Below are 18,939 nucleotides of genomic sequence, written 5' to 3'. Positions count from 1 at the left end.
ATGACGAACCGGAGCGGCAACGAGGACGTCATCGGCACGTTCCACCACGACCTGGTGAACGACGTGTGGGAGTGGTCGGACGTGACCGCGACGATCCACGGCTACCGGCCGGGCGCGGTCACGCCGAGCACCGATCTGGTGCTGTCGCACAAGCACCCCGAGGACCGCGAGGACGCGGAGCAGCGGCTCGCGCGGGTGCGCGAGGACGGTGCGCCGTTCGGGCACCACCACCGCATCGTCGACGCGATGGGCAGGCAGCGGCGGATCGTCGTGGTCGGCGGTGGTCACCACGACGAGGCCGGGCGGCTGGTCGGCGTGCGCGGCTACGTCGTCGACCTGACCGAGGCGGCCGACCGGCTGGTGCAGGAGGAGATCACCGCGCGGGTGGAGGGCATCGTGGCCGACCGCGCGGTGGTCGAGCAGGCCAAGGGCGCGCTGATGCTCGTCTACGGCATCGGTCCGGACCTCGCGTTCGGCCTGCTGCGATGGCGTTCGCAGGAGAGCAACGTGAAGCTGCGCGAGCTGGCCGAGCAGCTCGTGCGGGACCTCCAGGACGGCGGGGCCGCGACGCACGACGCGCGGAAGAAGGTCAGCGACCTGTTGCTGACGCTGCACCGGCGCATGGCTCGCTGACCCGGCGTCCCCCGGCCACCACAAGTGTGGTCGCGCTCTCACGATTCGTCAAGAGTCCGGCTCTGGCACCTCCGGAAACACCGCTCGACCATCCACTTCGGACGGAGCTGTTGTCCGGTTCCTGTCCGGTCCCGTTCGCGTGCGGAAAGACTTCGGTCCGAACAGGATGTGCCGACTTCTGGTGGTACGTCCTCGATTCTCCGTCTCCCTAGCCTCGGGAGCGGGAGACCCTGACGGACCGGAACCCCGACGTCGCCGCCGCACGGCCGTGGCTCCGGCCGTTCTCCCGCGCCCTGCACAGGACAAGAAGGAGAACGACCGTGAAGCGCAGAACTGTTGTGCGGCTGAGCGCCCTGGCGGTGTTCGCGGCCGGTGTCGGCACCACCGCGGGCGTCACGAACGCGTCCGCCGGGCCGCTCGCCGATCCGGGCACCGAGCTCACCGCGGCGATGCAGCGCGACCTGGGACTCACCCCCGAGCAGACGCGGACGCGCCTGGCGCAGGAGGGCACCGCGATGCGGGTGTCCGCCGCGGCGACCGGGGCCGCGGGCGACGCGTTCGGCGGCACCTGGTTCGACGACACCAGGGGCGTCCTCGTCGTCGGCCTCACCGACACGTCGAAGGCGGACGCGGTGCGCGCGGCGGGAGCCGAGGTCGTCCCGGTCGCGGTGAGCGCCGCGACCCTGGACGCCGTCAAGGCCGGGATCGACGCGAGGACGGAGTCGGCACCGTCCGGCGTGCACAGCTGGCGCGTGGACCACAGGAGCAACAGCGTCGTCGTCACGGTCGGCGCGGACGCGAACGAGGCGGAGGTCCGAGCGTTCGTCGGCGACGCCGCCGAGACCGGCCCGGTCGTGGTCGAGAGGACCTCGCAGTCTGCGCCCAGGACGTTCGCGCCCGGCACGGTCGGCGGCGATCCCTACTACATCAACGGCAACACCCGCTGCTCGATCGGCTTCTCCGTCGGCGGCGGCTTCGTGACCGCGGGGCACTGCGGCGGCGTCGGCAGCAGCACCGTCGGCTGGGACGGCTCCGCGCAGGGCACGTTCGCCGGATCGTCCTTCCCCGGCAACGACTACGCCTTCGTCCGCACCGGCAACGGCTGGTGGCAGGCGCCCGTCGTGCTCGGCTGGGGCACCGTGTCCGACGTGATCGTGCGCGGCTCCAACGAAGCCCCCGTCGGCTCGTCGATCTGCCGGTCCGGTTCCACGACGCGCTGGCACTGCGGCACCGTGCAGGCCAAGAACGTGACCGTGAACTACGCGCAGGGCGCGGTGCACCAGACCACGCAGACCAGCGTGTGCGCCGAGCCGGGCGACTCCGGCGGCTCCTTCGTCACCGGCGACCAGGCGCAGGGCGTCACCTCGGGCGGATCGGGCAACTGCTCCAGCGGCGGCAGGACGTTCTTCCAGCCCGTCAACGAGATCCTGTCGGTGTACGGCCTGCGGCTGACCACCGGCTGACCTCGGGACGGCGCGCGGCCCGGCCCCTCGGCGCGAGGGACCGGGCCGCGCGTCGCGCGTGCCGGACCGTCAGCAGGAGCCGACGTCGTCGCGGTGGGTCACACCGCTCGCGCGGAGCTCGGCGGCGCGCTCGGCCGCCACGCCCGCGGTGACGACCTCGTTCTCGGCGTAGTACACCCAGTCGACCTGCTGCTCGTAGGTGCTCGTGCCACCGGTGTGCGAGGCGAGGTCGATGAACCACTGGTTGAAGTTCAGCGACATGTCCTGACGCGGGTACACGTCGAACTCACCGCTGCGGTCGTGGTCGGCCACCAGCTCGCCGTCGACGTAGTACCTGATGTGGCCGTCGGCGACCGTGGCGGACACGACGTGCCAGCCCGCCATCGATCCGGGCCTGCTGTCGGACTTGTTCTTCGCTGCCCACTCGGGGTTGTTCTGGTAGGTGTTGTAGGAGGTGAAGAAGTTCGTCGCGTCCGTCGTGCCCCAGCCACCGTTGGGCAGGTACTCGGAGAAGTCCAGCTCGCTGTAGATCGGGTCGTTGTCGTAGCGCAGCGGGCTGATCGTGTAGAAGGTCTGGTTCACCAGGTCCCCGTCGACACCGGTGACCGGCGCGTCGGAGAAGTGGATGCGGCTCGCGTAGGTGCCCTCGAAGAAGCGCTGCTCGCGCTGGCTGAACTCGGTCTGCGTGGTGCCCTCCGGCGTGCCGTCGGTGGAGGCGGCCAGTTGGGCGACGGGCTCGCCGTCGACCCTGGGGAACGTCAGGTTGTCCGCCTCCCAGCGGGCACCCGGGACACCGGGGCCGCCCTGGTAGTCGCGCACCGACCAGCCGTTGGCCGCGAACGCGGGATCGTCGTGCGCGGTGTAGGCGAAGTCGTCGAACAGCACACCACAGGCAGCGGTCGGCTGCGGGTCGCTGGCGGACGCGGCGGTCACTCCTGCCGCGGCGGTCGCCGCGGCGACGGCGGCGACCGCGACGGCGGCGGCCGTCGCTCGTGACTTGCGCATGGGGGACATCGTCTGCACTTCCTCGACTAGGGAACGGTTCTGCCGATCGACCGCCGCGCGCACGGCGTCGCGCACCGGGGCGATCACTGGTTCGTCGACGAACCGCCGTCCACAGTGGTCGGACGGTCCGGTGAAGTCAAGAGAACCGGATCACGGCACGAAGATCGGCGCGCGGCCCGCCGGACTCCCGGCCGGTCACGCAGGGTGTGCGAAGATTGCGCCGATGGCGGGTGTTCCGGCGGCGGCGAGGTGGCTAACCTGGGAGGTCGCACGTCCCGGCGTCGACCTCGGAGGGTGAGCGGCAGGTGGAGAACACCCACGCGGACCTGGACACGGCTCCCGACGTCCCCCCGGCCAGGATCAGCTCTTCGCGCAAGCGACTGCTGGCGGTCACCGGTGTGCTGGTCGTGCTGCTCGCGGCGGTGTTCTTCGTCGCCACGTCGGGCCCCGACGAGGGCACGCCGTTCCGCATGGTCGGGTCGGTCCAGCTCTTCGAGCCCGACCACGTCGAGCTGACGCCCTCGGGGTGCCGCGGCACCGGCGAGTTCGCCGACGTCGTGGAGAACACCCCGGTGACCGTGTACGACGACGCCGGCTCCCCGGTCGCCACCGGCCGCCTGGACTCCAGCGAGCCGGTGAGGGCCGACCGCGACGACCCGGCCTCCCCGGTGATCGAGTGCAGCTTCACGTTCGTGGTGGAGGACGTGCCGGGCGGCACGGGCGCGAAGGGCGGGCACTCCGGTCACGCCGCGCACGCGGCGCACGAGGGCGGTGACGCGGTCCTCCAGGTCGAGGTGGCCCGGCGCGGGAAGGTCGTCGTGGACACCTACACGGCCGAGGCCGGCCTGGTGTGCCTGACCGTGGTCGGCGACCCGGTGACCTGAGCGGACGTGAACGCCGTACGGGGCTCCCCGCCGTCCGTCGTGCGAAACGCGCGCAGATCTGGTGAGATGTGTGCCGTCGCGCTCTCCGAGCAGACGGGTGAGCGTCGGACGCGGAGCTGACGGCCTCCCGCTCGGGCGAGCGGGGCACCCGGACGGCACCGTCGTGGTGGTGGGGTCCGGCGATCGACCGGTGATGTGCACCGTCTGCGCCTCGGTGCGAATATCGAGCGGCGAGTTCGGGTACCACTGGGGAACAGGGCTGCGCCACGACGCCGATGATGTCTTGGGGATGTTGCGATGAGCGCGATCGACACCGGGTCCACCGGCGAGAGACGGTTCGGACTGGCCTCGTCGGTCCAGCACGTGTGGGACGAGTTCCCCGACGGCATCGAGTCCGGCCCGGCGTCGCGCATGCGCGCGCAGCTCGCCGAGGTGCTCGCTGGCTGCCACCCGGAGCAGGTCATGGACGCCCAGCTGGTGCTGTCCGAGCTGGTGGAGAACGCCTACGAGCACGGTCGGCGCCCCCTGTTCGCGAAGGTGACGGTGTCGCGGGGGCTGGCGCGGTTCGACGTGGCCGACACCTCCACGCGCACGCCGTGCGCGACCTGCGCGGAGCGTGCCCAGCACAACCACACGGGCGGCCGCGGGATGCTGCTGATCAGCAGCATGTGCCGCCGCTGGGGCGTCACCGTGACTCCGGGTGAGGGCAAGACGGTGTGGGCGGAGCTGGTCCTCGGCGACGGCGACGCCCGGTAGGCGTCCGCGCCGGTCCCGCCCCCGCGAGCCGCCGGGACGGGACCGGCGCGTCGGGCGAGGTGCAGCGAGGCGGTGAGGAGCAGCCCGCCGATCGCCACGAGCCCCGGCACGGCGGGACCGGGCAGATCCCGCCGGAGACCGGCCCCCGCCACACCGGCGCACGGACCGCAGTCGTCGGACGGACCCCGGGGCGAGCACGACCGGCGCAGCGGCGACGTCGAACGGCCGGCACGGGGGCCTCGGCGCCCGGTGGCGTCGTGGTCATCAGCCCGTGGAGCACTCCCGCAGCGCCCGCGGTACTCGATCGGGGTGGAGGCGACGCCGATCACCAGGGATTCCGTCTCGGCGGGGCCGTCGCCAGCGCGCGGACGGCACGGGGTCCGCTACTCGGCCAGCCAGGTGATCTGGCGGATCTTGTTCATCGCGTCGAGCGCGGCGACCTTGTAGGACTCCGCCAGCGTCGGGTAGTTGAACACCGCGTCCACGAGGTAGTCCACCGTGCCGCCGCAGCTCATCACGGCCTGTCCGATGTGGACCAGCTCGGTCGCGCCGGTGCCGAAGACGTGCACGCCCAGCAGGGAGTGGTCCTCGGGCGAGACCAGCAGCTTCAGCATCCCGTAGGAGTCGCCGATGATCTGGCCGCGCGCCAGCTCCCGGTAGCGGGAGATGCCGACCTCGAAGGGAATCCTGGCCTTCGTCAGCTCGTCCTCGGTGCGGCCGATGAAGCTGATCTCCGGGATGGTGTAGATGCCGATGGGCTGGGTCTCGCTCATCGCGCGCACCGGTTCGCCGCACGCGTGGTAGGCCGCGAGCCTGCCCTGCTCCATCGACGTCGCCGCGAGCGCGGGGAAGCCGATCACGTCGCCCACCGCGTAGACGTGCGGCGCGGACGTGCGGAAGTGCTCGTCCACCGGGATGCGGCCCCGGTCGTCGGCCACGATGCCCGCGCGCTCCAGGTCCAGGCCCTCGGTCATGCCCTGCCTGCCCGCCGAGTACATGACGGTCTCGGCCGGGATCTTCTTGCCGCTCTCCAGGACGGCCAGCGCGCCGCGCGAGTAGCGCTCCACCGACGCGACGGACTCCCCGAACCGGAACGTCACGGCGAGGTCCCGCAGCTGGTGCTTGAGCGCTTCGACCACCTCCTGGTCGCAGAACTCCAGCATCCGCTCGCGACGCTCCACCACGGTGACCTTCGTGCCGAGCGCGGCGAACATCGAGGCGTACTCGATGCCGATGACCCCGGCGCCCACGACCACCATCGACTGCGGCACCTGCTCCAGCTGCACGATGCCGTCGGAGTCGATCACGGTGCGGTCGTCGAACTCGACGGTGGCCGGACGGGCGGGTCGCGTGCCGGTGGCGATGACGATCTTCTCCGCGGTGACCTGCTTGGCCTGCCCGGTGCCGTCGTCGATCACGATGGTGTGCGGGTCGAGGAAGCGGCCGAGGCCGGGCAGCAGGGCCACCCGGTTGCGGGAGAGCTGGTTGCGGATGACGTCGATCTCCCGGCCCACGACGTGCTGCGTGCGCGCCGAGAGGTCGGCGATGGTGATGTCCTCCTTGACGCGGTAGCTCTGCCCGTACAGCTCGCGCTGGTTGAGCCCGGTGAGGTAGAGGACGGCCTCCCGGAGCGTCTTCGACGGCAGGGTGCCCGTGTTGACGCACACGCCGCCGATCATGTCCCTGCGCTCGACGACGGCGGCCCGCCTGCCGAGCTTGGCCGCGCCGATCGCGGCCTTCTGACCACCTGGGCCTGATCCGAGCACGAGAACGTCGAAGTCGTACATGGCGTCAGTGTGCACGGCCGGTGCGAGGAAGACACGCGTTCGGCGCGAACACGAACGCGGGGTGACCGGCACGTGACGTGCCGGTCACCCCGCGGTGCGGTGCTGCGTGCGTGCGCGTCAGCTCAGCGGGGGCTGCTGCTGCGGAGCCGCGTCCACGTCGCCGCGCCACGAGCCGGTCTCCTGACCGCGGCGCTCGTCCTCGATGAACTTCTTGAAGCGGTCGAGGTCGCCCTTGAGCTGGCCTCCGACCACACCGACGGCGGCACCGGCCTTCTCGAGGAGACTGTCGGGCTCGTAGTCCATCTGGAGGTGGACCCTGGTGGTGCGGTCGTCGAGGCGGTGGAACGTGACGACACCGGCGTGCTGCGGCCCGGTGGTGGAACGCCAGGCGACGCGCTCGTCGGGGTGCTGCTCGGTGATCTCGGCGTCGAACTCGCGCTCGACCCCGGCGACCGAGGTCTTCCAGTGGGTGTGCGTCGCGTCCGTCTGGGTGATGCTGTCCACTCCGGACATGAAGTGCGGGAACGACTCGAACTGCGTCCACTGGTTGTACGCGGTGGTCACCGGCACGGCAACGTCGACGGACTTCTCATAGGTGGGCACTGAACTACTCTCCTTCGAGGGTCGGACGATCTCGTGCTGGTCTTGCTGCACAACGGCTACCCGTGCTTCGGGGCAGCAAACCACTCCTCCCCCGTTCGTGGCCCGCGGACCGGAGGAGCGCCGCCGTGACGCGGAGTGGTCGATCTCGATCGCCGGGAGGTGAAAACCAGTCCACCTCTGACCGGTCCGTCTCCGTTAGGTTCGGACGATGTTCGCCGCTGAGCGTCGTCAGGTGATCCTGGAGCTGGTCCGCTCCAACGGTGCCGTGTCGTTGCGGGAGCTGGCCCGGATCGTGCAGGCGAGCGAGGTCACGGTCCGGCGCGACCTGCGACGACTGTCCGAGGAGGGTCTGCTCGCGCGCAAGCACGGCGGCGCGGTGGCGACCAACCGGACGTCGTACGAGCCGAGCTACACGGAGAAGGCGCAGGTCGCGAGCGACGAGAAGGACGCCATCGCGAGCCTGGCCGCCACCCTGGTCTCCGCTGGTGACGCTCTGGTCATCGGCGCGGGGACCACCACCCAGACGCTGGCCCGCAGACTCGTCCGGACGGGTGACCTGACGGTGGTGACCAACTCGCTGCTGGTCGCGCAGATCATGGCGCGGGCGCCGGGGGTCGAGGTGATGATGTCGGGCGGGATGCTGCGGGCGTCGATCTTCGCGATGGTCGGCAGCGTGGCCGAGGCGGGGATGGCCTCGCTGCGGGTGCAGCGGGCGTTCCTGTCGGGCAACGGCCTGACCGCGGCCCGCGGGCTGTCCACGCCCAACAGCATCGTGGCCGGGGTGGACCGGGTCATGGCCTCGATCGCCGACGAGGTGGTCGTGCTGGCCGATCACACGAAGATCGGTGTGGACACGATGCTCCAGACCGTGCCGGTGGACCGGATCACGCACGTCGTGACCGACGGCCACGCCGATCCGGCCGAACTGGAGGGCTTCAGGTCCAGGGGAGTGCGCGTCCTGGTGGCCGAGGTCGGTTAGTCCGGACAGCCCCGTCGACCGGGCGGACCCGATCGTTTTGCGAGTGCAAACCGGTCGGAAACGATCATTTCCCGACACTTTCTTGCAATGTCCGGTGGGACAGGACTCAAATGAGGTGCAGGTCACGCGGCCCGCCAGTCGCGTCGCACAGCCCCGAAGGAGTGGCTCATGCCAGCGCCTGCCCTGCTCCCCGCGCCCTCCCCGATCCCCTCCACCGGACCCGCCCCGGTCGTCGCCGGCTGCGCGAACCCCGAGGGCTGAGGGTGCGCCGCGCGACGCGGCGGCCCACGACCACGACCATCCGCCGATCGTGATCCGGGGCGCCCGCGACGAGGACCGGCCGGGGTCGCCGTCCGGCCTCACCGCACTCCAGCCCCGACGTCCGGCGAGCACCGCCGCACGCCCCGCAGCACCGGAGGAGAACGCATGAGATCACGCACGTCCGGCGCCGCGCTGCTCGCCGCAGCGCTCGCCCTGTCCACCGCGCAGGCGACGGCGCAGGCGGCTCCCCCGCCGCGGGCCTCGTGGACCGTCACCGCGCCGTCGACGACCGGGATCGCGGCCGTGGTGGAACTGGACCAGAGCACGGGCGTGCCCGCGCTGTCGGTGCAGCGGCGCGGGCGGGTGCTGCTGTCCCCGGCTCCGGTCGGCCTGCGCACCGCGGAGGCCGACCTGACCGCCGGGCTGCGCCTGGTGGGGCAGAGCAGGCGGACGATCTCCGAGCGCTACACGATGACGACGGGCAAGCAGCGCGAGCGGACGGTGCTCGCGGCGGAGGCGCGGTTCTCCTTCGCCACCGCGGCCGGCGCCCGGCTGGACCTGCTGGTGCGGGCCGCCGAGGACGGCGTCGCCTACCGCTACGCGCTGCCCGCGGCGGCGACCGTGCTGGAGGAGACCTCGGCGTTCACGCTGCCCGCCGACTCGACGGCGTGGCTGCTGCCCTACAACGTCAACTACGAGAACCGGCGCATCCGCACCACGGCCGCGGCGGCCGACACGGCCACCGACGACTTCGCCTACCCGGCGCTGTTCCAGGTGGGCGAGGACCACGTGCTCATCACCGAGTCCGACGTGGACGGACGCCACTCGGGCAGCAAGCTGCTGCACACCACCGGATCGGGCACCTACCGGGTGGCGCTGTCCGACGCGTCCGTGCGTTCGGACGGGCCGCTGGAGACTCCGTGGCGCACGATCGTCGCCGGGTCGCTGGCCACCGTGACCGAGTCGACGATGGTCGACGACCTCGCGTCGCCCGCGAAGTTCACCGACACGTCCTGGATCGCGCCGGGCAAGGTGGCGTGGTCGTGGCTCAGCGAGCACGACAGCCCGCGGGACTTCGAGCGGCAGAAGGACTACGTGGACTTCGCCGCCCGCCACGGCTGGCCCTACGTGCTCGTGGACGAGGGCTGGAGCGACACGTGGGTGCCGGAGCTGACCCGCTACGCGCGGGCCCGCGGCGTGGACGTGCTGCTGTGGTACCACTGGACCCGCCTGGACACTCCGCAGGAGCGCGACGCGGAGCTGTCGAGGGTCGTGGGCTGGGGCGTGAAGGGCGTCAAGGTCGACTTCATGGACTCCGACTCGCAGGAGCGCTACCGCTGGTACGACGCGATCCTCGCCGACACGGCGCGGATGCGCCTGATGATCAACTTCCACGGTTCGACCATCCCGCACGGCCTCGCCAGGACGTGGCCGCACGTGATGACGATGGAGGCGATCCACGGCGCCGAGCAGATGCCGCACCCGGACAACGACACCGTGCACCCGTTCACCCGCAACGTGGTCGGGTCGATGGACTTCACGCCGGTGTCGCTGGAGGTGGGTCCGAAGGTGTCCAGCGTGGCGCACGAGGTCGCGCTGCCCGTGGCCTACGAGTCGGGGTGGACGCACTTCGCCGACATGCCGGAGGCGTACGAGAAGTACCCGAACGCGCTGCGGTTCCTCGACCAGGTGCCGACGGTGTGGGACGAGACGCGGCTGGTGTCCGGCGACGTGAGCGGCACCGCGGTCCTCGCGCGCCGCGCCGGTGAGCGCTGGTTCGTCGGCGGCCTGTCGTCCGGGGACGCGCGCACGCTGTCCGCGCCGCTGAGCTTCCTCGGCGGCGGCCGGTGGCTGGTGGAGCTGGTGCGCGATCCGGTGTCCGGCGTGCGCGGCGACGTGCGGCGCACCTCGTCGGTGGAGACCTCGCGCTCGACGCTGTCGATCGGCGTGCCGCGCAACGGCGGGTTCGCCGCCGTCGCCTGTCCCGCACGACCGGGCCGGCAGACGTGCGACGAGCCGATCCCGCGGGTGGCCGAGACCTCGCTGACGCTCACGCCGCGTTCCGCGGACGTCGAGCGGGGAGGCGGCGTCGAGGTGACCGCCGAGTTCTCGGTGACCTCGGCGAGCACCGTGCAGGACGTCGTGCTGGCGCCCGCGGCCCCCGCGGGCTGGACGGTGAGCGGCCCGCCCGTCACCGCCGCGCGGTTGGGGCAGGGCGAGACGCTGCGCGGCACGTGGACCGCGACGGTTCCCGCCGACGCGCGCTTCGGTCCGGCGGAGCTGCCGGTCGCGGCGGACTTCCGCGATCCGGGGATGCCAGCGGGCAGGCAGGCCGTGCACGTCGCGGACGCCGTGGACGTGTTCGTGCCGCCCAGCGGGCAGGTCCACGTCAGCGACCTGTCGTTCGAGTCGGAGGTCAACGGCTACGGCCCGGTGGAGCGCGACAGGTCGAACAACGACCTGATCGGCGGCGACGGCAACCCGATCACGATCGCGGGCGTGACCTACGCCAGGGGTCTGGGCGCGCACGCGCCGTCGGAGGTGACCCTGCGGCTGGGCGAGAACTGCACGCGGTTCACCGCGGCGGTGGGCATGGACGACGAGACCACGGCGCAGGGCTCGGCGGTGTTCCAGGTGGTCGGGGACGGCGACGTGCTGCACGACACCGGCGTGCTGCGCACCGGCACGGCCGCGGTGCCGCTGGACGTGGACGTGACCGGGGTCGGGTCGCTGACGCTGAGGGTGACCGACGGCGGTGACGGCAAGAACCACGACCACGCCGACTGGGCCGACGCCCTGCTCACCTGCTGAGACCGAGCTGCCCGCGGGCCGAGGAGCCTCCGCCCGCGGGCAGCCGGTGAGCTGGCGCGTGCGGACCGGAGACGGCCGTGAACTCCGTGCCCGCCGCGTCCGCGCGCCCGCCCTCCGGTTCGACACCGCCGAACTGCCCGAGCAGGTCCGGTTGGGCGGAGTGCGGGTCGGCCGCGTTCGCCGTCACCCCGCCGGAACGGGCGTGGCGCTGGACGAGGCGCGGCCCGCGTCAGCGGGTCGGGAATCGTGGCTGCGGGCGTGCGGGGGTACAGCGGTGCGGGGCGCTCTCGCGCCGGGGGAGGTCAGGCCGCGCGGCCGCGCGGACGGCTCTGCGCGCCGGAACCGTTGCGCCACGGGGAACTCGTGGCCCAGCGTCGGCGGGGACGACGCGCGGCGCCGGTGGAGCGCGGAACGCCCACGAGGCGCGGACCGCCGCACACGTGTTCTGCGCTGCCGTCCTCGAAGTCCTCGGACGACCGGTTCTCGTGGTTCGCGTTCACGTTCTCGTCGGCCATGAACCGCGATTACCCGACCTCCCCGCGGCCGAAACGACGATTTTTCAGATCCTCGGCCGGACCGCCGTCAGCGGCGGTGCACGCTCGCCTCCCACGGACGCAGCACGCCCACGCGGCCGGGCGGCAGGTTGCCGAGGAGCAGTTCGGCGTCCTCCCAGCCCTCCGGCACCTCCACCGTCACGTCCTCGCCGGTGAAGTTGCCCAGGACCAGCAGCTCCACGCCCTCGTGGGCGCGGGTGAAGGCGTAGACGCGCTCGTCGTCGGGCAGCAGCAGCGTGAAGTCGCCGTGCACGACGACGGGCTCGGTGTGCCGCAGCTCGATCAGCCTGCGGTAGTGGTGGAACACCGAGTCGGGGTCCTCGCGCGCAGCGCGGGCGTTGATCTCCACGTGGTTCGGGTTCACCGCGATCCACGGCTCCCCCGCGGTGAACCCGGCGTGCGGGGAGTCGTCCCACTGCACGGGCGTGCGCGCGTTGTCGCGGCCCATCGCCCGCAGACCGGCCAGGACGACCTGCGGGTCCTTGCCGCCCGCGTCGACGGCATCGGCGTAGTGGTTGAGGCTCTCGATGTCGCGGAAGTCCTCCAGCGTCTCCAGCGGCGCGTTCGTCATGCCCAGTTCCTCGCCCTGGTACACGTAGGGCGTGCCCCGGTGCAGGTGCAGGACGGTGGCGAGCATCTTCGCCGAGCGCACGCGGTGCTCGCCGTCGTCGCCGAAGCGGGACACGATGCGCGGCTGGTCGTGGTTGTTCCAGTAGAGGCTGTTCCAGCCGACGTCGGCGAGCCCGGCCTGCCAGCGCGCGAGGGACGCCTTGAGGTCGGTCAGCCGCAGCGTCCGGACGTCGAACTTGTCCGCGCCGTGGTCGAGACCGACGTGCTCGAACTGGAACACCATGTCCACCTCGCCGCGCTCCGGGTCGGTGAACAGCCTGGCCTGCTCGACGGTGACGCCGGGCATCTCGCCGACGGTCAGCAGCTTCTCCTCGCGGCCGGCGAACACCTCGCGGTGCATCTCCTGGAGGAACTCGTGGACGCGCGGCCCGCACACGTAGTGCGGCGAGCCGTCGCCGAGCGGGCCGCCGCCCATGACCAGCCCGTCGGGCAGGTCCGGGTCCTTCGAGATCAGGTTGATCACGTCCATGCGGAAGCCGTCCACACCGCGGTCCAGCCACCAGCGCATCATCTCGTACACGGCACGCCGCACCTCGGGGTTCTCCCAGTTGAGGTCCGGCTGCTTGCGGGAGAACAGGTGCAGGTAGTACTCGTCGGTGCTCTCGTCGTGCTCCCACGCCGGGCCGGAGAAGAACGAGCGCCAGTTGTTGGGTTCACCGGCCGGTCCGCCCGACTCGACGCCCTCGCGCCCCGGCCGCCACCAGTACCAGTCGCGCTTGGGGTTGTCGCGGGAGCCGCGGGACTCCACGAACCACGGGTGCTCGTCGGAGGTGTGGTTGACCACGAGGTCCATGACGAGCTTCATGTCGCGCTCGTGCACCGCGGCGAGCAGCGCGTCGAAGTCGGCGAGCGTGCCGAACACCGGGTCGACGGCGGTGTAGTCGCTGATGTCGTAGCCGTTGTCGTCCTGCGGGGACGGGTAGATCGGCGACAGCCACACGACGTCCACGCCCAGCGCGGACAGGTGGTCCAGGTGCGCGACGATCCCCGGCAGGTCGCCGACGCCGTCCCCGTTCGAGTCGGCGAAGCTGCGGGGGTAGATCTGGTAGACGACAGCACTCTTCCACCAGGCGTCGGCGGTCATGGCTCTCCTCGTCGGCTCGGGGTCGATCTCCACGATCCTGCCACCGCGCGCCCACCGGCACGCACCACGCCGAGTTGAGCGTTCGGGCACCGCGAGTGGAGCGTTCGGGCACCGCGAGTGGAGCGTTCGAGCACCGCGGGGTCGTCGGACGGTCCCGCTGGAGTGGCGGCCGTGGCCGTCGACCTGTTCGCGGGAACACCCGTCAGCGACCACCCCGCGGCGCTGACCTGGTACGAGAAGCTGCTGGGCTCCCCTCCGACGTTCGTGCCCAACGACACGGAGGCGGTGTGGGAGCTCGCCGAGCACCGGTACGTCTTCGTCGAACTGCGTCCCGAGCACGCCGGGCACGCCCTGCACACGGTCTTCGTCGACGACCTGGACGCCCGCGTGGCCGGGGCGGCCGAGCGGGGCGTGGAGCCCGCGAAGCGGGAGACGTACTCCAACGGCGTGCGCAAGACCACCCACGTCGACCCGGAGGGCAACGAGATCGGGTTCGGCGGAGCCCCGCTCTGAGCTGGACCGCGGTCCAGCCCGGAGCGGGCTCGCGTCAGGGGCGGGCCGTGCAGTAGACGATCCGCTTCCCCTTGTGCTCGGTGACGGTCCACAACTGCTCGCGCCCCGGCCAGTAGGACAGGTCCTCGACCCCGATCGCCACGGCGTACTGCCAGCCGTCCACGGTCAGGACCCCGTTGCCCACCGCCGCTTGCAGGTAGCCCGGCCCGGAATCGCCGTTGCCCGTGCTGTTGAGGTACCAGCGGCCGTCTGTCGACACCGCGCCCTGCACCCTCGGTTTGGGCAGCCGGTGCGCGTCCGACGCCTGCCAGAAACCGAGGCCGTCGGTGTCCGGAGTGCCCACTTCCGAGTTGAGCGGCCACCGCGCCACCCGCCCGTTGAGATTCGTGTCGTTCTGGTTCGCGCAGTACTCACCGGAGATGAGGGCGTCCGGCTCGCGGCTGCGGTCCAGGGAGATGTAGGAGAACTTCTGCGGTCCGGAGGCGTTGCACTTGTAGTCCGGCGGGAACGTCGCCAGGCCACCGGGGTTCGTCCAGCCGTGGACCTGGGGCATCACGTAGCGGTAGCCGTAGCTGTAGTACGTGCCGTCGTGCCTGCCCACCTTGCCGGACGTGTCCACGTCGCCGTTGGACGCGGACTTGATGTCGAAGATGTAGCGCATGTCGAACACCCGGATGCCCCGGTTGGTGTCGGCCATGTAGAGGTAGTTGCCGTACCAGACGATGCCGCCAGCGTGCACGCTGGCGCCGTCACCGGCCTGCGGCGCGGTCACCGCCTCGTAGGACGGGTTGCCGGACGCGTTGGTGTAGGGGTAGACCAGCAGGACGTGCTGGTAGTTTCCCGTGTCGGTGTCCAAGAAGGACACCCGGACGCCCTTGGCGGGCGAGCTGCCCTTGTTGTACCAGCTCACGAGAATGGCCTGCTTCTCGCCCCAGAACTGGTCCGCCTGAGCGTCGGCGACCGTGGTGATGCCCTGCGGCACCCACTCCTCGGTGGCGACGTCACCGCTGTTGAAGCAGTACTTGTCCTCCACCGCGAGCTCGCTGGTGTCCAGTGCGACCGAGTCGCACTCCGAGCCCTTGGGCGCGTCGTCCCTGTTCGCCTGGAGCAGGATGTTCTGCACTCCCAGCTTGGGCAGCTGCGCGTCGAGCTCGGCGGTGACGACGCCCTGGTCGGCGTTGGTCGGCACCAGGCGGAAGTCCGTCAGCGACGGCGCGGTGGCCGCCGCCGCGGTGCCGGAGGTGACCACGCTCAGCAGGGACGCGGCCAGCAGGCCGCACAGCGCGAGCCGGGGCACGGCGTTCTTCTTCCTCATGCGTCTCCTCGTGTTCGAGCCGGAGCGGGTCCGGCCAGCCGACGCTAGTGAGGACGCCTGACGTCCGGCTGACACCGGGGAAGCGCGTTCCGCTCGTGCGCCGTGTCGATCTCGCGGTAGAAGGACAGGAGCGCGGCGGCGAGCCGGTCGGGCGCCTCCACCGCCACGTAGTGCCCGATGCCGTCGAACGTCGCGGTGCTCACGTCCGCGGCGACCTGTCGCAGCGCGCTCGCGGTGAACTCCCCCGAGCCGCCTCCGACGGCGAGCACGGGCACGTCGAGCGGGCGGGCCGCCAGGGCGCGGACGTCGGCTCCGTCGCGGAGCATCGACCGGTACAGCCCCGCCGCGCCTCGAAAGGCGCCCGGTCGCCGGTAGGAGCGGACGATCTCGTCCACGTCCTCGTCGGTGAACGCGCCGGGCGTCGCGCAGAGGGAGGGGATCGCGTACTCGGCGACGAACTCCCGCTCCCGTCCGGTGAGCAGCATCTCCGGCACGCCGGGCGCGGCGAGGACGCCGATGTGCCACGCGCCGCCGCGGGTGACGTCGCCCAGCACCTCCACGCCGAACCCGGGAAGACCGGTCTCGATCGCCGTGAAGCTGGCGACGAGTCCGGGGTGCTCGGCCGCGACGCGGAACGCGGTGGGACCGCTGACGTCCTGTCCGGTCAGGTGCACGGGGCCGAGGTCCAGCCGGGCGATCAGCTCGCCGAGGTCGGCCGCCGCGGTCGCGCTGTCGTGGTCCTCCTCCGCGGTGGCGGAGTCGCCGAAGCCGCGGAGGTCGACCGCGATCACGCGGTGGTGCGGGCTCAGCAGCGGGATCAGCCGGTGGAAGACCCACCAGGTCTCGGGAAAGCCGTGCACCAGCAGGACGGGCGAACCGGTGGTCCCGGCGGTGACGCAGTGCAGTTCGGTGCCGTTCAGGCTGATCAGGTGGTGCTCGATACCGGGAACGGTGGCACCGCGGGGTTCGACGTGCACGACATCTCCTCGCACAGGTGGACAAGCTACTTGTCGAATTGTAGAGGTAGACAAGCTACTTGTCCAATCACTGGTCGCCTACGATCCGGCCATGGCGCGATCCCGCGGTGCCGAGCTCGCCGTGCTCCTGCTCGGCGGCTTCCACACGATGGTGGACGACGTGCAGCTCGAACTGGCGCGTCGCGGACACGCCGGTGTCCGCCCGGTCCACGAGTTCGCCCTCCGCGCCGTCGACGCGGGAGCGGACACCGCCTCGGAGCTGGGCCGCCGGCTGTCGGTCACCAAGCAGGCCGCGGCGCAGACGCTCGCCGTCCTGGAGCAGCTCGGCTACGTGAGCCGGGAGACCGACCCCGAGGACGCGCGCCGCAAGCGGGTGCGGGTGACACCCCGCGGCCACGAGCTGATGACGGTGGGCGGCGCGCTCTTCGACGAGGTGCGCGACCGCTGGGCGGCGCAGGTGGGCGCCCCGGAGCTGGACGCGCTCCAGGCGCACCTGACCGCGCTCGTGCAGCGCCGGTCCTTCAGCGCCGACGACCTCGCGCGGTTCGACCGGGAGAGCTGACGACCCGGGCCAGCAGTGCCAGGGCTCGCGCGAGGCGGGCACTGGTCCCGGGGAAGTCCTCCAGCGCCCCGCTGATCCCGGCCAGCGCGATGCCGGTGCGCGCGCACGGGTGCCCCGCCGCGATGCGTGCCGTCGGCCGAGCACCACACGCCGGCACGGCCGGGGTGCGGGGTCCGGGCCCGGCTACCCGGTCCGGCAGACCAGTCGGGCGTCGCGCGGCGGGACACCGCTGCCCTGGAGACCGAAGCTCGTGGTGCCCGCAGCGGCGATCGTGCGGTTGTGCTCGACGTTCTCGGCGTGCACGGTCCGGCCGTTCTGCGTGATCTGGGCGTTCCAGGAGTTGCGCACCTCCTGCTCGTCGGAGAAGGTCCACTCCACGCTCCACCCCCTCACCGGCCGCTCCCCCGCGTTGGTCACGACGATCGTGGCGATGAAGCCGTCGTCCCACCGCTGGTGCACGGCCAGTTCCGCGGTGCACGTGGACGGCCCCACCGGAGGGGGCGTCACCAGGGGTGTCGTCCCGACGAGCGTGGGCGGGGGATCGGCACGCGCCTCCTGCCGGGGCAGCACGGCCAGCAGCACCCACCCCACGACGGCGGCGACGACCGCGCCCGCGACGCCGACGACCGCCAGCACCAGGGAGACCTTGAAGGCGAGCTGCGCTAGCGGTTGGCTCATGGAGGCGCTCCTCGTGGACGACCGGTACGGCGGTCACGTCCTGGATACGGAGCGGCGAGGCGGGCGGTTCAGTCCCCGCGGGCCTCCGGCGCGTCGTGCCGGAACTCCGTCACCGCCGGAGGGACCGGCCGTGATCGGGTCGCCGGGCGGCTCACGGGACCACCGGGTCGCGGTGAGCGTCCTCGCGCGGAGCGGCGCTCCACACCGTGGACGGTGAACGTCACCGGTCCGGTGGTCACCTCCAGGTCATCACCCAGTTGTTCATCTCATCGTGTGCTTCACCCGGTCACCACCTTGCGCGAGGTCCGCGCATCCGATCTCCGAGGTGGTGCAGCGGGGGCGCGGTTCGACCACGGACGAGGCTCGAAATAGCCCGAACGTGGTGCGCACCGATGCCTTGAACACCTCGTGAAGGGGTATCCCCAGCTGGAGCGACACCGTGTGCACCACGATCAACCAGACGAACGGCGGACCCCCCGATCACCCGCCGTCGCGTTCCCACCGGAGATCGGACTCCAACGACCACGCTGAGTATCAGTGCGGCGCAGGACACAGCTATCACTGTCCGCAACCACCACGGATGCCGGCGTCACTTTGGATTAATCGAGCACCCGGACGATGTAGCCCAAAGTGGTCAAGTCGGGTACAGAAGACCCACAGGCACCACGCTCGACTAGACCGTTAGAGTGACAAGGGCGCACGGTAGCTTGATAACGCGTCACGATCGCTCGGCGATTGCATCCCTTAGTAGGAAGCCTTCGTTGACACGTGAACGTCGTCACTGTGGGCAATCATGACAGTATGCCGGGAACGAACGGAGCAATCCGGGCGTTGCACACGGTGAGCACGAAGCCTGGGCCCCGGCCCTGAGCCGAGCGAAAGGACACCGCCATGGCCGACCGCGTTCTACGTGGGAGCCGGCTCGGAGCAGTCAGCTACGAGACCGACCGCAATCACGATCTCGCCCCGCGCCGGTCGGTGCGGTACGCCTGCCCCAAGGGGCACGACTTCGAGGTCCCCTTCTCCGACGACGCCGAGGTGCCCCCCACCTGGGAGTGCCGTCTGCACGGTGCCGAGTCGAAGATCATCGACGGTGTCGAGCCGGAGGCCAAGAAGGCCAAGCCGCCGCGCACGCACTGGGACATGCTCCTCGAACGCCGCTCCATCCCGGAGCTCGAAGAACTCCTCGACGAGCGCCTCGAAGTACTGCGGGGACGGCGCACACGCACCGCCTGAGCGCACCGAACGCACGAGACCGCCCGCCCGGACGCCACCGGGCGGGCGGTCTCGCGTCGTGCGCGACCGTCCGGTTCACCGCCGCCGGGCACGAACGGCAGCGGGCACGAACGGCAGCGGGCACGAACGGCAGCGGGCACGAACGGCAGCGGGGCCGTCGCCATGACGGTCTCCCGTCACCGCGACGGCCCCGGCCGCACGACCCCCG

The 18,939-nt window shown here is 71.5% G+C and carries 18 protein-coding genes; 9 read left to right on the top strand and 9 right to left on the bottom strand.

What is annotated here, in order from left to right; genetic code table 11:
- Positions 1 to 633 carry a PAS and ANTAR domain-containing protein gene (locus tag IMZ35_RS17030; RefSeq protein WP_199442083.1) on the top strand — a complete coding sequence of 211 codons (633 nt, stop codon included), beginning with the start codon at positions 1 to 3 and terminating at the stop codon, positions 631 to 633.
- A gap of 320 nt (positions 634 to 953) precedes the next feature.
- The gene (locus IMZ35_RS17025) at positions 954 to 2,096 is read left to right on the top strand and encodes a S1 family peptidase (protein ID WP_199442082.1); all 1,143 of its coding nucleotides are present in this window, start codon (positions 954 to 956) and stop codon (positions 2,094 to 2,096) included.
- Between the two features lie 69 nt (positions 2,097 to 2,165).
- On the opposite strand, the gene IMZ35_RS17020 is transcribed toward IMZ35_RS17025, so the two are convergent.
- The gene (locus tag IMZ35_RS17020) at positions 2,166 to 3,101 is read right to left on the bottom strand and encodes a glycoside hydrolase family 16 protein (RefSeq protein ID WP_229372282.1); all 936 of its coding nucleotides are present in this window, start codon (positions 3,099 to 3,101) and stop codon (positions 2,166 to 2,168) included.
- A 305-nt stretch (positions 3,102 to 3,406) separates the two neighbouring features.
- On the opposite strand from IMZ35_RS17020, the gene IMZ35_RS17015 reads away from it, so the two are divergent.
- Positions 3,407 to 3,985 (top strand): hypothetical protein, encoded by a 579-nt coding sequence (locus IMZ35_RS17015; RefSeq protein ID WP_199442080.1) that lies wholly within the window; start codon positions 3,407 to 3,409, stop codon positions 3,983 to 3,985.
- A 297-nt stretch (positions 3,986 to 4,282) separates the two neighbouring features.
- Entirely contained in the window at positions 4,283 to 4,741 is a 459-nt protein-coding gene (locus IMZ35_RS17010) for an ATP-binding protein (RefSeq protein ID WP_199442079.1), read from the top strand.
- Positions 4,742 to 5,124: 383 nt separating this feature from the next.
- On the opposite strand, the gene sthA is transcribed toward IMZ35_RS17010, so the two are convergent.
- A complete protein-coding gene (sthA, locus tag IMZ35_RS17005) occupies positions 5,125 to 6,528 on the bottom strand; it encodes a Si-specific NAD(P)(+) transhydrogenase (protein WP_199442078.1) in 1,404 nt (467 codons plus the stop codon).
- Between the two features lie 117 nt (positions 6,529 to 6,645).
- Positions 6,646 to 7,131 carry an SRPBCC family protein gene (locus tag IMZ35_RS17000; RefSeq protein ID WP_199442077.1) on the bottom strand — a complete coding sequence of 162 codons (486 nt, stop codon included), beginning with the start codon at positions 7,129 to 7,131 and terminating at the stop codon, positions 6,646 to 6,648.
- Between the two features lie 208 nt (positions 7,132 to 7,339).
- Between IMZ35_RS17000 and IMZ35_RS16995 the strand changes: the two genes are divergently transcribed.
- Together IMZ35_RS16995 and IMZ35_RS16990 are read left to right on the top strand one after the other, a co-directional pair.
- Entirely contained in the window at positions 7,340 to 8,110 is a 771-nt protein-coding gene (locus tag IMZ35_RS16995) for a DeoR/GlpR family DNA-binding transcription regulator (RefSeq protein WP_199442076.1), read from the top strand.
- A gap of 426 nt (positions 8,111 to 8,536) precedes the next feature.
- Positions 8,537 to 11,182 carry an NPCBM/NEW2 domain-containing protein gene (locus IMZ35_RS16990; RefSeq protein WP_199442075.1) on the top strand — a complete coding sequence of 882 codons (2,646 nt, stop codon included), beginning with the start codon at positions 8,537 to 8,539 and terminating at the stop codon, positions 11,180 to 11,182.
- On the opposite strand, the gene IMZ35_RS16985 is transcribed toward IMZ35_RS16990, so the two are convergent.
- The 3 genes from IMZ35_RS16985 to IMZ35_RS16975 all read right to left on the bottom strand — a co-directional run bounded on the left by IMZ35_RS16985 (position 11,172) and on the right by IMZ35_RS16975 (position 13,450).
- Entirely contained in the window at positions 11,172 to 11,369 is a 198-nt protein-coding gene (locus tag IMZ35_RS16985) for a hypothetical protein (protein ID WP_199442074.1), read from the bottom strand. The genes IMZ35_RS16990 and IMZ35_RS16985 overlap by 11 nt on opposite strands.
- Before the next feature lie 115 nt (positions 11,370 to 11,484).
- Complete coding sequence (locus IMZ35_RS16980) at positions 11,485 to 11,697, bottom strand: hypothetical protein (protein ID WP_199442073.1); 213 nt, start codon at positions 11,695 to 11,697, stop codon at positions 11,485 to 11,487.
- A gap of 67 nt (positions 11,698 to 11,764) precedes the next feature.
- A complete protein-coding gene (locus IMZ35_RS16975; RefSeq protein ID WP_199442072.1) occupies positions 11,765 to 13,450 on the bottom strand; it encodes a glycoside hydrolase family 13 protein in 1,686 nt (561 codons plus the stop codon).
- Positions 13,451 to 13,621: 171 nt separating this feature from the next.
- Between IMZ35_RS16975 and IMZ35_RS16970 the strand changes: the two genes are divergently transcribed.
- Positions 13,622 to 13,963: a VOC family protein gene (locus IMZ35_RS16970; protein ID WP_199442071.1), complete on the top strand. Its 342-nt coding sequence runs from the start codon at positions 13,622 to 13,624 to the stop codon at positions 13,961 to 13,963.
- Positions 13,964 to 13,997: 34 nt separating this feature from the next.
- On the opposite strand, the gene IMZ35_RS16965 is transcribed toward IMZ35_RS16970, so the two are convergent.
- Both IMZ35_RS16965 and IMZ35_RS16960 read right to left on the bottom strand, forming a co-directional pair.
- Entirely contained in the window at positions 13,998 to 15,278 is a 1,281-nt protein-coding gene (locus tag IMZ35_RS16965; protein WP_199442070.1) for a hypothetical protein, read from the bottom strand.
- Between the two features lie 44 nt (positions 15,279 to 15,322).
- A complete protein-coding gene (locus IMZ35_RS16960) occupies positions 15,323 to 16,255 on the bottom strand; it encodes an alpha/beta fold hydrolase (protein ID WP_199442069.1) in 933 nt (310 codons plus the stop codon).
- A 91-nt stretch (positions 16,256 to 16,346) separates the two neighbouring features.
- Between IMZ35_RS16960 and IMZ35_RS16955 the strand changes: the two genes are divergently transcribed.
- Positions 16,347 to 16,817 (top strand): MarR family winged helix-turn-helix transcriptional regulator, encoded by a 471-nt coding sequence (locus IMZ35_RS16955; protein WP_199442068.1) that lies wholly within the window; start codon positions 16,347 to 16,349, stop codon positions 16,815 to 16,817.
- Positions 16,818 to 17,000: 183 nt separating this feature from the next.
- Here IMZ35_RS16955 and IMZ35_RS16950 read toward each other — a convergent pair whose 3' ends face one another.
- Entirely contained in the window at positions 17,001 to 17,495 is a 495-nt protein-coding gene (locus IMZ35_RS16950) for a cellulose binding domain-containing protein (protein ID WP_199442067.1), read from the bottom strand.
- An 891-nt stretch (positions 17,496 to 18,386) separates the two neighbouring features.
- Here IMZ35_RS16950 and IMZ35_RS16945 point away from each other — a divergent pair.
- Positions 18,387 to 18,731: an RNA polymerase-binding protein RbpA gene (locus IMZ35_RS16945; protein ID WP_199442066.1), complete on the top strand. Its 345-nt coding sequence runs from the start codon at positions 18,387 to 18,389 to the stop codon at positions 18,729 to 18,731.
- The last annotated feature ends 208 nt before the right edge of the window (positions 18,732 to 18,939 follow it).

Origin of the sequence: Umezawaea beigongshangensis (genome assembly GCF_016464305.1) — a bacterium.
GTDB lineage: Bacteria > Actinomycetota > Actinomycetes > Mycobacteriales > Pseudonocardiaceae > Umezawaea_A > Umezawaea_A beigongshangensis.
This window is presented reverse-complemented; position numbering and strand designations above follow the sequence as displayed.

Coding starts and splice junctions, on each gene's coding strand:
- IMZ35_RS17030 (WP_199442083.1), top strand. CDS start 1: ATGACGAACCGGAGCGGCAACGAGGACGTCATCGGCACGTTCCACCAC.
- IMZ35_RS17020 (WP_229372282.1), bottom strand. CDS start 3,101: ATGCGCAAGTCACGAGCGACGGCCGCCGCCGTCGCGGTCGCCGCCGTC.
- IMZ35_RS17010 (WP_199442079.1), top strand. CDS start 4,283: ATGAGCGCGATCGACACCGGGTCCACCGGCGAGAGACGGTTCGGACTG.
- sthA (WP_199442078.1), bottom strand. CDS start 6,528: ATGTACGACTTCGACGTTCTCGTGCTCGGATCAGGCCCAGGTGGTCAG.
- IMZ35_RS16995 (WP_199442076.1), top strand. CDS start 7,340: ATGTTCGCCGCTGAGCGTCGTCAGGTGATCCTGGAGCTGGTCCGCTCC.
- IMZ35_RS16990 (WP_199442075.1), top strand. CDS start 8,537: ATGAGATCACGCACGTCCGGCGCCGCGCTGCTCGCCGCAGCGCTCGCC.
- IMZ35_RS16980 (WP_199442073.1), bottom strand. CDS start 11,697: ATGGCCGACGAGAACGTGAACGCGAACCACGAGAACCGGTCGTCCGAG.
- IMZ35_RS16975 (WP_199442072.1), bottom strand. CDS start 13,450: ATGACCGCCGACGCCTGGTGGAAGAGTGCTGTCGTCTACCAGATCTAC.
- IMZ35_RS16965 (WP_199442070.1), bottom strand. CDS start 15,278: ATGAGGAAGAAGAACGCCGTGCCCCGGCTCGCGCTGTGCGGCCTGCTG.
- IMZ35_RS16955 (WP_199442068.1), top strand. CDS start 16,347: ATGGCGCGATCCCGCGGTGCCGAGCTCGCCGTGCTCCTGCTCGGCGGC.
- IMZ35_RS16950 (WP_199442067.1), bottom strand. CDS start 17,495: ATGAGCCAACCGCTAGCGCAGCTCGCCTTCAAGGTCTCCCTGGTGCTG.
- IMZ35_RS16945 (WP_199442066.1), top strand. CDS start 18,387: ATGGCCGACCGCGTTCTACGTGGGAGCCGGCTCGGAGCAGTCAGCTAC.